The 13,396-nt window shown below is 59.7% G+C and carries 14 protein-coding genes; 4 read left to right on the forward strand and 10 right to left on the reverse strand.

What is annotated here, in order from left to right; all coding sequences use genetic code 11:
* Positions 1 to 84: 84 nt before the first annotated feature.
* The 3 genes from JZY08_RS09375 to JZY08_RS27560 form a co-directional block, all read right to left on the reverse strand.
* On the reverse strand, positions 85 to 963 hold the full coding sequence (locus tag JZY08_RS09375; protein ID WP_216329991.1) for a 50S ribosomal protein L11 methyltransferase: 879 nt from the start codon (positions 961 to 963) through the stop codon (positions 85 to 87).
* Between the two features lie 184 nt (positions 964 to 1,147).
* The gene (sco, locus tag JZY08_RS09380) at positions 1,148 to 1,747 is read right to left on the reverse strand and encodes a cytochrome oxidase assembly protein Sco (RefSeq protein ID WP_003494931.1); all 600 of its coding nucleotides are present in this window, start codon (positions 1,745 to 1,747) and stop codon (positions 1,148 to 1,150) included.
* Between the two features lie 141 nt (positions 1,748 to 1,888).
* A complete protein-coding gene (locus JZY08_RS27560; RefSeq protein ID WP_137037952.1) occupies positions 1,889 to 2,203 on the reverse strand; it encodes a hypothetical protein in 315 nt (104 codons plus the stop codon).
* A 68-nt stretch (positions 2,204 to 2,271) separates the two neighbouring features.
* Here JZY08_RS27560 and JZY08_RS09390 point away from each other — a divergent pair, with 68 nt between their 5' ends.
* On the forward strand, positions 2,272 to 2,739 hold the full coding sequence (locus JZY08_RS09390) for a chemotaxis protein CheW (protein WP_003522339.1): 468 nt from the start codon (positions 2,272 to 2,274) through the stop codon (positions 2,737 to 2,739).
* 207 nt (positions 2,740 to 2,946) lie between these two features.
* Here the strand turns inward: JZY08_RS09390 and JZY08_RS09395 are convergent, their stop codons facing one another.
* Genes JZY08_RS09395 through gcvA form a run of 3 tightly spaced genes read right to left on the reverse strand, consistent with a single transcriptional unit; the run spans position 2,947 to position 5,039 of the window.
* Positions 2,947 to 3,438, reverse strand: a complete 492-nt coding sequence (locus JZY08_RS09395) for a CreA family protein (protein WP_035242248.1) — start codon at positions 3,436 to 3,438, stop codon at positions 2,947 to 2,949.
* 46 nt (positions 3,439 to 3,484) lie between these two features.
* The gene (locus JZY08_RS09400) at positions 3,485 to 4,093 is read right to left on the reverse strand and encodes a 3'-5' exonuclease (RefSeq protein ID WP_137037954.1); all 609 of its coding nucleotides are present in this window, start codon (positions 4,091 to 4,093) and stop codon (positions 3,485 to 3,487) included.
* A gap of 43 nt (positions 4,094 to 4,136) precedes the next feature.
* Complete coding sequence (gene gcvA, locus JZY08_RS09405) at positions 4,137 to 5,039, reverse strand: transcriptional regulator GcvA (RefSeq protein WP_216329992.1); 903 nt, start codon at positions 5,037 to 5,039, stop codon at positions 4,137 to 4,139.
* Positions 5,040 to 5,235: 196 nt separating this feature from the next.
* Between gcvA and JZY08_RS09410 the strand changes: the two genes are divergently transcribed.
* Positions 5,236 to 6,168 carry a DMT family transporter gene (locus JZY08_RS09410; protein WP_216329993.1) on the forward strand — a complete coding sequence of 311 codons (933 nt, stop codon included), beginning with the start codon at positions 5,236 to 5,238 and terminating at the stop codon, positions 6,166 to 6,168.
* Positions 6,169 to 6,355: 187 nt separating this feature from the next.
* A complete protein-coding gene (locus JZY08_RS09415; protein WP_035242238.1) occupies positions 6,356 to 6,886 on the forward strand; it encodes a GNAT family N-acetyltransferase in 531 nt (176 codons plus the stop codon).
* 4 nt (positions 6,887 to 6,890) lie between these two features.
* Here JZY08_RS09415 and JZY08_RS09420 read toward each other — a convergent pair whose 3' ends face one another.
* On the reverse strand, positions 6,891 to 7,784 hold the full coding sequence (locus tag JZY08_RS09420) for an aminoglycoside phosphotransferase family protein (RefSeq protein WP_216329994.1): 894 nt from the start codon (positions 7,782 to 7,784) through the stop codon (positions 6,891 to 6,893).
* 64 nt (positions 7,785 to 7,848) lie between these two features.
* Entirely contained in the window at positions 7,849 to 10,023 is a 2,175-nt protein-coding gene (gene ligA / locus JZY08_RS09425; protein WP_216329995.1) for an NAD-dependent DNA ligase LigA, read from the reverse strand.
* Positions 10,024 to 10,153: 130 nt separating this feature from the next.
* Here ligA and JZY08_RS09430 point away from each other — a divergent pair, with 130 nt between their 5' ends.
* Positions 10,154 to 10,768: a LysE family translocator gene (locus JZY08_RS09430; RefSeq protein WP_137037957.1), complete on the forward strand. Its 615-nt coding sequence runs from the start codon at positions 10,154 to 10,156 to the stop codon at positions 10,766 to 10,768.
* Here the strand turns inward: JZY08_RS09430 and recN are convergent.
* Both recN and JZY08_RS09440 read right to left on the reverse strand, forming a co-directional pair.
* On the reverse strand, positions 10,765 to 12,438 hold the full coding sequence (gene recN / locus JZY08_RS09435) for a DNA repair protein RecN (protein ID WP_216329996.1): 1,674 nt from the start codon (positions 12,436 to 12,438) through the stop codon (positions 10,765 to 10,767). The genes JZY08_RS09430 and recN overlap by 4 nt on opposite strands.
* A 15-nt stretch (positions 12,439 to 12,453) precedes the next feature.
* Positions 12,454 to 13,320 (reverse strand): outer membrane protein assembly factor BamD, encoded by an 867-nt coding sequence (locus tag JZY08_RS09440; protein WP_035242236.1) that lies wholly within the window; start codon positions 13,318 to 13,320, stop codon positions 12,454 to 12,456.
* Positions 13,321 to 13,396: the final 76 nt, after the last annotated feature.

Genomic DNA, 13,396 nt, shown 5'->3' on the forward strand with positions numbered 1-13,396 from the left:
GCAAGCTCCTCCCATGCTCGCGGGTTTCCAGGCGGCGCGAAAGCGCCGCCTTTTCTTTTGCCTGAAAGGAATATTGCCGCTGGTTCAGTCTTTGCGCAGATGCAGCGTGACCCAGCCGTTGCGCCAGATGGTGCGGACATGGGAAAGCCGGGCGCCATTATAGGCGGAAAGCACCTTCCAGCGCTGTGACGCCAAAATGCCGGACAGGATGACGGTGCCGCCGGGTGCCAGATGCGTGACGAGCTGCGGCGCCATCTTGATGAGCGGCCGCGCCAGAATATTGGCGATGATGAGGTCGAACGGACCATGCTTGCGGAAGGCGTCCGAGTGGAAGCCCGGGGCGGTCTCCAGCGCCATCCCGGAGACGATGCCGTTCAGCCTAACATTCTCCTTCGCCACCTTCACGGCGATGGGGTCGATATCCGTCGCAAGTACGGGAATGGGACGCATCTTGCGCACCGCAATAGCCAGAACGCCGCTGCCGGTGCCGAGATCAAGTGCATTGCGCACGGTCCGCGCCCGCAGAACCTCCTCGATCATCTCAAGGCATCCGGCCGTCGTGCCGTGATGACCGGTGCCGAAAGCCTGACCGGCCTCGATCTCGATTGCCAGATCGTTCGGCCGCACCTTGTCGCGATCATGCGCGCCGTGAACGATGAAGCGTCCTGCCCGCACCGGCTTCAGCCCCTCGAGCGACTTGGCGATCCAGTCCACATCCGGAACGATCTCCTTCTCGATGACGAGACCGGGAAAGGCCGGAGCAAGCAGGGCGCTGACGCGCTCGCGATATTCGTCTTCCTGCTCGGCCATGAGGTAAACCGAGGCTTCCCATATGTCGCGCTTTTCATCCACCTCGGTAGTGGCGATCGCGATATCCTCCTCGCCGAAATAGTCCGACATGAGATCGAGGATTTCACCGGCCTTGATTTCGGTCGTGGTGACATAAAGTCGGATTTCGCTCACGGCAGGCTGCCTTCTCTGGCTAGAGCATGCCTCCCAAAAATGTGCAGCGGCTTTGGGAAGAAGGCATGCGTCGAAACAAAAATTAAAGCGTGCCGCATGGCGACGCGCTTTAATGGTCCTGTGCTTGCCTTTGCCACAAAAGCTGCGCCAGTCCAATAAGCCCGGCGCAATTATGCCGCCTCTATCAGCCCTTCAGAAGATTCTGGAGCTTCTGCTCGGCAACTTCGGGGTTCTCCCCATAAGCAATGGTGCCGGAGAAGCGTCCGTTGGCATCAAGCAGGATGACGGATGCCGTGTGATCCATGGTGTAGTCGCCATTCGGATCCTTCTCGTCCACCGGCACCTTCTTGGCGTAGATGCGGTAGCCCTTCAGCGTTTCGGCAATCTTGTCGGCCGGCCCGGTGATGCCGGTGATGCGCTTCGAAACGTTGGAAACATATTGCTGCATGATCTCAGGCGTATCGCGTTCTGGATCAACGGAGACGAAATAGGCCTGCAGCTTGTCGCCGGCCGGGTCCACCTTCTCCATCCAGCCGTTCAGCTCAAACAGCGTTGTCGGGCAGACTTCCGGGCAATGGGTGAAACCGAAAAACAGTGCGGTCGGTTTGCCCTGAAAGGCCTTTTCGGTGATTGGCTGGCCGTTTTGCGCCGTGAGTTCGAACGGCACGCCATAGGCCGTTTCAATCATTTCCTCACGGGTCTTCGTCATCTCGATCGTCAACCAGCTGACAACACCGGCAAGAACGATCACCACGGCCCACAATACGATGCGAATATTTCTCATTGTCCAATCCTACCCCGAAAGGCCGGCTGGATATTGCAGGCCTTGTCGTCTGATAACGAACGGCAGCGGCGACCGCAAATCAACTGGGCGTTTTTGCGCCTACCGCGCTGATTTGTCACAAAGCCTGGAATGCGGAGAGGCTTACAGGCACCAGGCAATTCCGCTTTGCACGGTGGAGAGGAAAATATCCGTGCTGTGGCGCACCCAGCCATCGAAGGCAAGAAGCACGACGGCGAGCGAAGCCGCAACCGCAAGACTTGCCAGAATAAACTTCAGCGGATTGGAAACGAGCGCGTTCATGTCCCCATCATAACCTTTTTGCGCGGGCGCGAAAACCGCCAAAATACTGGGTTTTGCAGGTGGGAGCGCGGCAATTGTTAGGGAAAGTTTAAAATCTTGCTGTGCATTATGACCATAGCGGTTTTCAAAGCCCCGACATGATGTCTCCCGGTCCATTCCGGCCACCGCATAAAGCTCAATCCTGCGCGGGCCTGTTAGAGAGCCATCAGAGGAAACCTGCCGTCATGTCCAACGCCATCAAGCAATCCGGCGCATATCTCGAAATCGTTTCCTTCCATCTGGGCGATCAGGAATTCTGCATCGACATCATGGCGATCCGCGAAATCCGCGGTTGGGCGCCGGTTACCCCGATGCCGCACACGCCGCCTTATGTTCTCGGCCTCATCAACCTGCGCGGCGCCGTCATTCCCGTCATCGACATGGCCGGCCGCCTCGGCATGAAAATGACCGAGCCTTCCGAACGCTCCGCCATCATCGTCACCGATATCGGCGGCAAGCTGGTCGGACTTCTGGTGGAACAGGTCTCCGACATGATGACCATCCGCTCCGAAGACCTGCAGCCCGCGCCCGATATCATCCCGGAAGAACAGCGCAGCTTCTGCCGCGGCATCGTTGCGCTGGAAAAGAGCATGGTCTGCTTCCTCAACCTCGATACGGTCATCGCCGACGAGCTGGCGCGCGAAGCGGCCTGATCGGGCCGGGCTACCGTTTACGTCAGCGCCGTATAAGCGGCGGGATGTTCAATTTGGCAGTCCCGTTTCAGTAAAGCTCCGTCACCCCGGACTTGATCCGGGGTCCAGTGCGATCAAGTCCTTGATCGCGTAAGACTCTTCACGGCGCAGGCGCGCCGTGACTGGATGCCGGATCAAGTCCGGCATGACGGTTGAGGGTCGGCAACCTCATGGCTTGCCCTTCTCCCACGTCACCTGCTGGTTATAAAGCGGCACCGTCGAGATCGCCATCTTGGCCGAACCATCGGTGAGTTCCCGCGCATGGACGAGATAGATCAGCGTGTCATTCGCCTTGTCGTAAACGCGGCTGACGACGAGCTTTTTCCAGACCAGCGACATGCCCTGCCGGAAAACCTCTTCCCCACCCTTGGAGAGATCGATGTTGCCGATTTCGACCGGTCCCGTCTGGCTGCAGGAAATGGCATTGTTCGAAGGGTCTTCGAACCAGTTGCCGTTCTTCAGCCGATCAATGACGCCGCGCGAAAAATAGGTGACATGGCAGGTCACGCCCTTGATCTTGGGATCGGCGATCGCCTCGATGACGATATCATTGCCGATCCAGTCGACCCCAACCTCACCGACGACCTGCGAATGCGCCGCTGTCACCGGAAGCAACGCCAGAAAGCCCGCAAACAAACCCGAGAGAGTTTTCATCGTCATCGCATCTTCTCCGTTACGCTGCTTCAAACATAAGTGCGGGGAAGAGTTACGCAACCCGGGAGACGACGCGTTTTTTCATGCTGCAGGGCTGATAGCCGCTGGATGTGAGACGGCCGGCGACCATGCCGATCTTTTCCGGCAGGTCGCGGATATGGGAAACACGCAGCGCCTTGGCCGCAGCAATCGAAGCCGCCGCGCAGACGACGGCATCTTCGGCGGCATTGTGGTGCACGAAACGCAACTGGAGATGATGGGCGATCACATTCAGTTTGTGCGATTCCAGCTGCGGCCAGACATGGCGGGCGATCTTGACGCTGCACAGATAGGAAAGATCAGGATAGGACTGCCGGTATTTGTCGAAGGAGGCGCGCATGACGCTGAAATCGAAGGCGGCATTGTGGGCGATCATCGTGGCGCCCTGAAAATCGTCGATGAACTCCTCCATCACATCAGGAAATTCCGGCGCGTCCTCGACATCGGCAGGCCGAATCCCGTGCACGGCGATGTTGAAGGGCGAAAACCGCATATCCTTCGGCCGGATGAGCCGTTCCTCGACACGAACGATCTCACCGTCTTCTATCCACGCAAGTCCGACGGAGCAGGCGCTGCCCCTTTCCTCATTGGCGGTCTCGAAATCGATGGCGATAGTTTTCAAAAGTGATTCCCGTTGTTTCATTCCGGCATAAACCGGATTGGCGTCAAAGAGAACCGACTTCGCCCGAACCCGCTTCCGAAAGCATCCAGTCAATGAGCGTCGCGAGATCGGGATTATCCAGCATTCGCCGTGGGTAGACGAGGAAGTAGGCAAGCGTGCTGGCAATATCCGTGCCGAAGGGTGCAATCAGCGCGCCCTCGGCAAGTTCACGGGAAACAAGCGAGCGCCGTGTCAGGGCAACACCATGTCCGGCCTTGGCCGCATCCAGCGCGCCATTGCTGTCGATAAACACGGTGCCACCGGAAGCGTCGACCTCTCTCGCCCCCGCCGTTTCGAGCCAGCGCCGCCATTCGTTACGATTTTCGTCGTGCAGCAGGGGAACGGATTGCAGATCGCCCGCCACCCGAAGCGGCCCGTATTTTTCAAAAAGCTGCGGCGAGCAGACGGGCAAGGTGCTGTCATCTATGAAGCGGATGCTCTCCAGCCCTTCATACCGGCCGAAACCATGCCGCACGGCCAGATCGACATCGTCCCTTGAAAAATCCACCAGCCGGTTGGTGACGCTGATGCGGACATCCACATGCGGGTGTCGCTGCTGGAAACCGGGCAGCCTCGGCATCAGCCATTGCACGGCAAATGTCGGCGTGCAGCTCAGCGTCAACACCGTAATCTCCGATCGCGCCGTCAGCTCCGCCGTCGCCTCGCGCATCATCCGGAATGCGGTGCGAAGGGAGCCATAATAACGCTCACCCTCACGCGTCAGCTGGATGCTGCGTGGTTTGCGGACAAACAGCTGTACGCCAAGCCGGGCTTCGAGCTCCCTGATCTGCAGGCTAACCGCGCCGGGCGTGACATTCAACTCGTTGGAAGCAAGCGTAACGCTGCGATATCGCGCGGCAGCTTCGAAGGCCTGCAATCCTTTCAGGGACGGAAGCTCCATTGCCATGATTTAGCTCAGCTCAATTATCTGACGAGAAACTATCGTTTGAAAACACCATAAAACGGGGAGTAAATAGAAGCAACAGGACGCGAAGCGACCGGAAACCGCGAATATCCAATTGAGGTGAACTCAACCCATATCGGGTGGATGGCAGCGATCCGATCTGCGACCATGTCAAAATTCATGCCCTTGGGAGACGAAGATGGCGATACAGAAACAGATGGATGCCGGCGAATGGGGGATGCTCGTCGCGCTCTCGCTCCTGTGGGGCGGATCGTTCTTTTTCATCGGCATCGCCGTCAAGGAACTGCCGCCCGTCACCATCGTCACGCTGCGCGTCAGCATGGCGGCCCTGGCGCTTCTCATCGTCTGCCGCATCATGGGCCTTCACCTGCCGCGCCAATGGGCCGTATGGCGCGCCTTTTTCGGCATGGGACTGCTCAACAACATCATTCCCTTCTGCCTGATCGTCTGGGGCCAGACCCATATTGCCAGCGGGCTGGCCTCGATCCTCAATGCGACGACGCCGCTCTTTACCGTCATCGTCGCCCATTTTCTGACCGCCGACGAGAAGATGACCGGTAACAAGCTGGCCGGCGTTCTCATCGGGTTTGTCGGTGTGGCCACCATGATCGGCCCGGCAGCCTTCGGCGGCGCGGTCTCCAGCCTTTGGGGTCAGATCGCCATTCTCGGCGCGGCCATCTCCTATTCCTTCGCGGGCATATTCGGCCGCCGCTTCAAGGCCATGGGCGTGCCGCCGCTGATGACCGCCACCGGCCAGATATCCTCCTCGACGCTGATGCTGATCCCGGCTGCTCTCCTCATCGACAAGCCATGGACGCTTGCCATGCCGAGCCTTGGCACCTGGGGGGCGCTCATCGGCATCGCCCTGCTGTCGACGGCGCTCGCCTATCTCATCTTCTTCCGCATTCTCGCCACAGCCGGCGCCACCAACCTCGCGCTCGTCACTTTCCTCATCCCCGTCAGCGCCATCCTGCTCGGTTCGCTCATTCTCGGCGAACAGCTGGAAATCAAGCATTTCGCAGGCATGGCGATGATCGCGGCCGGCCTTGCGGCAATCGACGGCAGGCTGCCGGCAAAACTAAGGAATTTCCTGCGCAAGGCACCCGCTTGACAGTGACAGATCGTAAAAGCATTCTCCCCTTCATGATCGCTATCAAGACGACAACCACCCGCCACATGACAATTACCGGTCAACCGGCAGGGAGAGGCATGTCCGCGCACTGAGCGATCAACATCCACCCCTGCCGATAAGAGCAGGGGTGTCACGCCTGCTCCGAACGCGCCACAAGGAGACAGGCATGAACATGAAACCAGCGGATATTACAAACAAGCCATTTGATCTGAAGGACGTTGTCCTGCGCGCGACCCGGCTTGAAGACGTCGAAGCCTTGACCGAAATGCTCAACCTGCCCGGCGTCCGGCACGGTACCCTTCGGCAACCTTTTCAGACGGTTGAAAAGACGAGAAAATCAATAGAGAACCGAGCTCCCACCGATATTGCCATCGTCGCGGACTGGCATGGGAAACTCATCGGAAACGCCGGATTATACCGCAGAGCCGGCCGACAGTACCATGTCGCCGATCTTGCGATGTCCGTTCACGACGATTTCGCCGGAAAGGGCGTTGGTTCAAGGCTTCTGGCGGCGCTCATCGATGCGGCCGACAATTGGCACGACATCCGCCGCATCGAACTGAACGTCTTCACCGACAACCCCGCCGCCATACGGCTTTATGAGAAATTCGGTTTCGAACGTGAAGGCACCTTGCGCAACGATGCGTATCGCGACGGCAAATATGTCGACGCCTATGTGATGGCGCGTCTGCGTTGATGTTTCAGGCAGATAGATGATCCGCAAACACTTCCCGAATGGTCCGGCGCGACCATTCGGCCATTTGTTCGTTGCGGCCGCGCTGCGCTTCAAGCGTGATCAGCGCCTTCCACAGCGCCCAGCCACGTCCGCGTTGCCAGGTGGCATCATCCCTATCCAGTGCCCGGCGAAACACGGCTCGGCTTTCCGTATCGAGCACATTCCATGCGAGAATGAGATCGGAAGACGGGTCGCCAACGCCGGAGCTGCCGAAATCGATGACCGCTGAAAGGCGGCCATCTTTGACGAGCAGATTGCCCTCTGCAATATCGCCATGCACCCACACACCCGGCCTCTGCCAGCGGCTGGAAAGGGCAAGCTGCCATATCTCCATGGCCAGCGCGCGATCGATCTCATCGTCAAGACGCGCCGCCGCCGCCTTCGCCTCGCCGTCATAGACTGCAAGCGACCCGCCGCGGTGGAAATTGTGCTCACCCGCAAGCGGGCCATCGGAGGCATCGATGCCATGCAGGACTTTCAAAAACGCCGCCACATCAACGGCTATGGTTGGAAGATCGATATGCCCGAGATGCCGGGCGAGAGGCTCGCCTTCAAGCCAGCCATAGACTGACCAGCAAAACGGATAATCCTCTCCGGGCTTGCCGAGCGCCAGTGGCTCCGGGATCGGAAGAGGCAAAAGAGGCGCAAGTTCCGGTAGCCACCGGTGCTCCTTCTCCACCTGCGCCACATAACGCTCAGCGCTTGGCAGGCGAACGAGCATATCCTCACCGAGGCGGAAGCTGCGATTATCCCAGCCGCTCAGTTCTACCGGCCTGACATCGAGCGCCGCCCATTGCGGAAACTGGCCTGCGATCAGCGCTCGAACCTGCTGCGTAGAGATGACGATGCGATCATCCATGTCCCGTTCCCCGTTTCAGGATGAGACCAGTAGCGGTGCAGAACAACGCGGCGATGACGGTGCCTCAGCCGCCGATCAGCGCCAGCCACTCGTCCTCGTCCATGGTCTGCACACCCAGCTCCGCCGCCTTGGCAAGCTTTGAACCTGCCCCCGGCCCGGCTACCAGAATATCCGTCTTCTTCGATACGGAACCGGCCACCTTGGCGCCCAGACTTTCCGCGCGAGCCTTCGCCTCGTCACGCGTGAATTTTTCGAGCGAGCCGGTGAATACCACCGTCTTGCCGGCCACTGGGCTGCCTTCCGTCGAGGGCTTCTCGGCCTCCTTCGGCTGCAACTCCCGTATCAACCGGTCGATGACATCGAGATTGCGCGGCTCCTTGTAGAATTCGATGATGGCGCGGGCCACGACCTCGCCGATGCCATCGATGCTGTTGAGCTCGGCCCAGGCATCGCTCGCCGGATCGGCGGCCGCCTTCATGGCCTCCTCGAAATGCTCATAGGTGCCGTAGGAGCGCGCCAGAAGCTTCGCCGTGGTTTCGCCCACATGACGAATGCCGAGCGCGAAGATCAGCCGGTGAAGATCGATCTCGCGGCGGGCATCGATGGCATCGAACAGCTTCTTGACGCTGACCTTACCGAAACCGTCGATATTTTCGAGCTTGGTAAGATGCGATGCCTCCTGCCGCGCCTTCAGCGTGAAGATATCAGGCGCAGTCTTGATCGACAGGGAAGGATCGTCGCTTTCGAAGAAGAAGTCGATCTGCTTGGTGCCCAACCCTTCTATGTCAAAGGCATTGCGCGAGACGAAATGTTTCAGATGCTCCACCGCCTGCGCCCGGCAGACGAAACCGCCGGTGCAGCGCGTGACCGAATCGAGTTTGCCGGTCTTCTCATTGCGCTCCCGCACCGCATGGCTGCCACAAACCGGACACTTCTCCGGAAACGCATACTTCACCGCCTCGGCCGGGCGCTTCTCCAGAAGCACATCCAGCACCTGCGGAATGACGTCGCCAGCACGCTGCACGATGACGGTATCGCCAATGCGGATGTCATGATCTTCAGGACGGATGCGCTCGCCGCTATTGCCGATACCCTCGATGTAATCGGCATTATGCAACGTCGCATTGGTGACGACGACACCGCCGACGGTGATCGGCGTCAGACGCGCAACCGGCGTCAGCGCACCGGTGCGTCCTACCTGGATTTCAATGTTCTCGACCGTGGTGAAGGCCTGTTCGGCCGGAAACTTGTGCGCGGTAGCCCAGCGCGGGCTGCGCGAACGGAAGCCAAGCCGTTCCTGAAGGTCCAGCCGGTCGACCTTGTAGACCACACCGTCGATATCGTAATCGAGGTCGGGTCGCGCGACGCCGATTTCATTATAATGTTCAAGCAATTGCTCGGCCGAAGTGAATCGCTTCATCAGCGGATTGACCGGAAAACCCCAGTCCCGGAACTTCTCGACGATGCCATATTGTGTGTCGGCAATCCGCGCCGGCTGGCCGCCATTCGAGACTTCGCCGAGCGCATAGGCGAAGAACCGCAGCTTGCGTTTCGCCGTCACATTGGCGTCAAGCTGGCGTAGCGAACCGGAGGCCGTGTTGCGCGGGTTCACATAGGTCTGCTTGCCGTCGGCCTCCATCTGCGCATTGAGCGCCATGAAGTCGCTCTTGGCCATATAGACCTCACCGCGCACCTCCACCACATCGGGCGCATCGGCAGGCAGTTCGTTCGGAATTTCCTTGATGGTCTTGATATTGGCGGTGACGTTCTCGCCCGTCGTGCCGTCGCCACGCGTCGCGGCCGTCTTCAGCTTGCCCTTCTCGTAGCGGATGGACATGGAAAGGCCGTCGATCTTCGGCTCGGCGGTAAAAGCGATGGAATCATCCGGCAGATGTCCGAGGAAGCGATAGACGGAGCTAACGAAATCCCGCAGATCTTCTTCGGAAAACGTATTGTCGAGCGAGAGCATCGGCCGCGCATGCACGATCGGCGCAAAGGTCGGAAGCGGTGTGAAGCCGACTTTCTTCGACGGGCTGTCGGCCCGCACCAGCGCCGGAAACGCCGCCTCGATGGCATCGTTGCGCCGCTTCAGCGCATCATAGTCCGCGTCCGAAATCTCCGGCGCATCCTTGCCATGGTAGAGCGCATCATGGCGGGCAAGTTCGGCCGCCAGAAACGCAAGTTCGGAAGAGGCCTCAAGCTCGGTCAGGTTTTCGACGGGTGTCTGGTCTTTCGACATGGAAGAAGCCTCACGGATGAATCTGCAATGCTTTTAGCGAATTATTGGCAAACACAAAACCATCCTCGCTTTTCAACAGGGGGGAATCCGCTATTCTGAACATCCGGATGAAACGGATGCCGGAGCCCCCATGGAACTCACCACCCTCATTGCCTTTGCAGCAGCCTTCTTCGTGTTCGCGGCCAGCCCCGGACCAGACAATATGACCATCGTCGCCCGCACCATCACCCATGGCGCCGCCTCCGGCCTCGCCTATGGGGCCGGGACTGTCGCTGGGATCTTGATTTTCCTCACACTTGCAGCCTTCGGCCTGTCCATCCTCGCCGCCGAAATGGGGACGGTTATGGCAGTGTTGCGCTATGGCGGCGCAGCCTATCTCATCTGGATGGGCTTCAAGCTCTGGACAGCGGAACCTGTCGTTCCCGATCTGCAACCCATGAATGGCGGCCGTAGCCTCATCTCGATATTCGCCACCGGAACCGCACTTAACCTCGGCAATCCAAAGATGCCGCTCTTTTACGTGGCATTGCTGCCAAACGTCGTCGGCGCTTCGCTGACCGTCGATCACCTTCTGGCGCTGGCGTCCGTCATCGTCGCGGTGGAAGCGATTGTTATCGGCGGTCATGTTGTTCTTGCCGTGCGGGCAAGAAAGCTGCTGCGGGAGCCGAGAATCGTCCGCAGGGTGAACCGGGCAGCTGGCGGGGTCATGATCGGCTCCGGCGTGGCGGTGGCCGTTAGCCGTTAATCCTTGGCGGCAAGCAGGCGGGCGGCCGCAGCCCTCGCCTCATCGGTCACCGAAGCGCCCGCAAGCATGCGGGCGATTTCTTCCGTGCGGTGGTTTGGCTCCATCGTCGCCACGCGTGTGGCGATACGCTCGCTTCCGTCGCCGGAAGGACCCTTGGAAATGAGAAGATGCGTCGCCGCCCGCGCGGCCACCTGCGGCGCGTGGGTGACTGACAGAACCTGCACGGTTTTCGACAGACGACGCAGCCGCTGGCCGATGGCATCCGCCACAGCCCCGCCGACGCCCGTGTCAATTTCGTCGAAAACCAGCGTCGGTGCGGAACCGCGATCCGCCAGCGCCACTTTCAGCGCCAAGAGGAAACGGGACAGTTCGCCGCCCGAGGCAACCTTCATAATCGGGCCGGGACGCGTTCCCGGATTGGTCTGGACGTGGAATTCGACAATGTCGATACCATCAGCCGTCGCCTGCTCCGGATCGGAGCTGACTTCGACGGTGAAGCGTGCCCGCTCCAGCTTGAGCGCCGGAAGCTCGGCCATGACAGCCTCGGAAAGTGCATTTGCCGCATGGCGTCGCTTTTCGGAAAGCGACTTCGCCGCACGGTCAAAATCGGCTTTTACGACGCCGAGATTGGCTTCGAGTTTGCCGAGCTTTTCCTCGCCCGCATCGAGATCTGCAAGATCCGCGACCATTTTTTCCGCAAGCGCCGGCAGATCAGGCACCGGGACATTATATTTGCGTCCGGCGGCGCGCAGCGCAAACAGCCGCTCCTCCACCCGTTCCAGCTCACGCGGATCGAACTCGGTGCGGCGCAGCGCCGCCTCCACTTCCATCTGCGCGTTGGAAAGACTGTCGAGCGCGGCATCCAGCAATTGCACGGTGTCTTCCAGCAATCCCGGTGCCTCGTGGCTCTTGCGCTCCAGACGCCGCATCATCGAAGCAATCATCGGCACAGGCGAAGCGTTGCCGTTCAGGAACTCGCTTGCTTCGGCGATATCGCCGGCAATACGTTCGGATTTCTGCATGATCGCCCGGCGGTCGGCAAGCTCGTCCTCCTCGCCGTCACGTGGCGAAAGCACTTCAAGCTCTTCGACGGAGGAACGCAGATAATCAGCCTCGCGGGCAGCAGCCTCCACCTTGGCGCGGTGGGTCTTTAACGCCCGCTCGGCATCTTTCCAGGTGCGGTAGAAACCCTGCACGGCACGGGCATCGTCGCTGAGCCCGGCAAAGGCATCCAGCAGCGTGCGGTGGGCATCGGTATCGACAAGGGCGCGATCATCATGCTGGCCGTGAATTTCGACCAGCAATTGCCCGAGCTGGCGCATCATCTGCACGCTGATGGCCTGATCGTTGATATAGGCCTTGGTCCGCCCGTCGGCGGATTGCACGCGGCGGAAGATCAGGTCGCCATCATCATCGAGACCGTTTTCACGCAGGAGAAGCCGTGTGGGATGACTGTTCGGGACTTCGAAAGTGGCGGTAACCTGCCCCTTCTCCTCCCCGTGACGCACCAGGCCGCCATCACCACGTCCGCCGAGAGCCAGCGACAGGCTGTCGAGCAGAATGGATTTGCCCGCGCCCGTCTCACCCGTCAACACGGAAAGGCCCGCCTCAAAGCCGAGGTCGAGCCTTTCAATCAGAACGATATCGCGTATCGAGAGCTGGACCAGCATGGCCTATGCCCTGTCTCAGGCGCCGATAAGCTTCTTGCCGGCACGCGAAATCCAGGACCCCTTGTTTTCACGCGGCTCCAGCCCGCCGCCCTTCAGCAGCTTGTAGGAATCCGCATACCATTGGCTGTCGGGATAGTTGTTACCGAGAACGGCGGCCGCAGTCTGCGCCTCGTCGGAAAGACCCATTGCGTAATAGGCTTCCGTCAGACGCGCCAGCGCTTCTTCGATCTGGTTGGTGTTCTGGTACTGCTCGACGACGATGCGGAAACGCGAGACGGCGGCGAGATATTCCTTGCGCTCAAGATAATAACGACCGACCTGCATTTCGCGGCCGGCGAGCTGGTCGCGCGCGAAACGGATCTTGGCCTGCGCGTCGGCGACATATTCCGAATCGGGATAGTCGTTGACCACCTTGTTCATCGCCTCGACCGTACGCTGCGCGGCGCGCTGGTCCTGCGTTACGTCGGAAATCTGCTTAGAATAGGCAAGACCGATCATGTACTGAACGTAGGCAGCATCCTTGGAGCGCGGATATTGGCGCAGGAAGCGGCTGCCCGATGCGATGGCCACGTCGTTCTTGTTGGTGCGCGTGGCGATGAAGGTCTGCATCACCAGAGCCTTCTGGCCCCATTCGGTAAAGGGATATTGCTTGTCGATCGCCTCGAACTTGCGTGAGGCTTCGGTCATGTTGCCGGCGTTCATGTTGGCAAGCCCCTGCTTGTACAGAACGTCAGGCGGATCGGTCTCAACGCCGAGCTTGGTAATGTCGATATCCGGATCGGACTGGCAGGCCGTGACGGCGACACTCGCACCGACCAACATCAACGAAACGGCGATCCCCCGCATCGTACCCTTCATTGCACCAGACCCTACATGCTTCATTCGACAGTTCCCACTTCCCGCGCAAATACATAAGCATCGGCTTTGCACTGGCGTTTCTAGCCATAAAAGCATCCGC

The organism is Rhizobium sp. X9, from assembly GCF_018873185.1.
In the GTDB taxonomy this organism is placed as follows: Bacteria; Pseudomonadota; Alphaproteobacteria; order Rhizobiales; family Rhizobiaceae; genus Agrobacterium; species Agrobacterium oryzihabitans.

Excerpts from the sequence above, each read along its gene's own strand:
- sco (WP_003494931.1), bottom strand. The coding sequence starts at position 1,747 with ATGAGAAATATTCGCATCGTATTGTGGGCCGTGGTGATCGTTCTTGCC.
- JZY08_RS27560 (WP_137037952.1), bottom strand. The coding sequence starts at position 2,203 with ATGGACCGGGAGACATCATGTCGGGGCTTTGAAAACCGCTATGGTCAT.
- JZY08_RS09390 (WP_003522339.1), top strand. The coding sequence starts at position 2,272 with ATGTCCAACGCCATCAAGCAATCCGGCGCATATCTCGAAATCGTTTCC.
- JZY08_RS09395 (WP_035242248.1), bottom strand. The coding sequence starts at position 3,438 with ATGACGATGAAAACTCTCTCGGGTTTGTTTGCGGGCTTTCTGGCGTTG.
- gcvA (WP_216329992.1), bottom strand. The coding sequence starts at position 5,039 with ATGGCAATGGAGCTTCCGTCCCTGAAAGGATTGCAGGCCTTCGAAGCT.
- JZY08_RS09410 (WP_216329993.1), top strand. The coding sequence starts at position 5,236 with ATGGCGATACAGAAACAGATGGATGCCGGCGAATGGGGGATGCTCGTC.
- JZY08_RS09415 (WP_035242238.1), top strand. The coding sequence starts at position 6,356 with ATGAACATGAAACCAGCGGATATTACAAACAAGCCATTTGATCTGAAG.
- JZY08_RS09420 (WP_216329994.1), bottom strand. The coding sequence starts at position 7,784 with ATGGATGATCGCATCGTCATCTCTACGCAGCAGGTTCGAGCGCTGATC.
- ligA (WP_216329995.1), bottom strand. The coding sequence starts at position 10,023 with ATGTCGAAAGACCAGACACCCGTCGAAAACCTGACCGAGCTTGAGGCC.
- JZY08_RS09430 (WP_137037957.1), top strand. The coding sequence starts at position 10,154 with ATGGAACTCACCACCCTCATTGCCTTTGCAGCAGCCTTCTTCGTGTTC.
- recN (WP_216329996.1), bottom strand. The coding sequence starts at position 12,438 with ATGCTGGTCCAGCTCTCGATACGCGATATCGTTCTGATTGAAAGGCTC.
- JZY08_RS09440 (WP_035242236.1), bottom strand. The coding sequence starts at position 13,320 with ATGAAGCATGTAGGGTCTGGTGCAATGAAGGGTACGATGCGGGGGATC.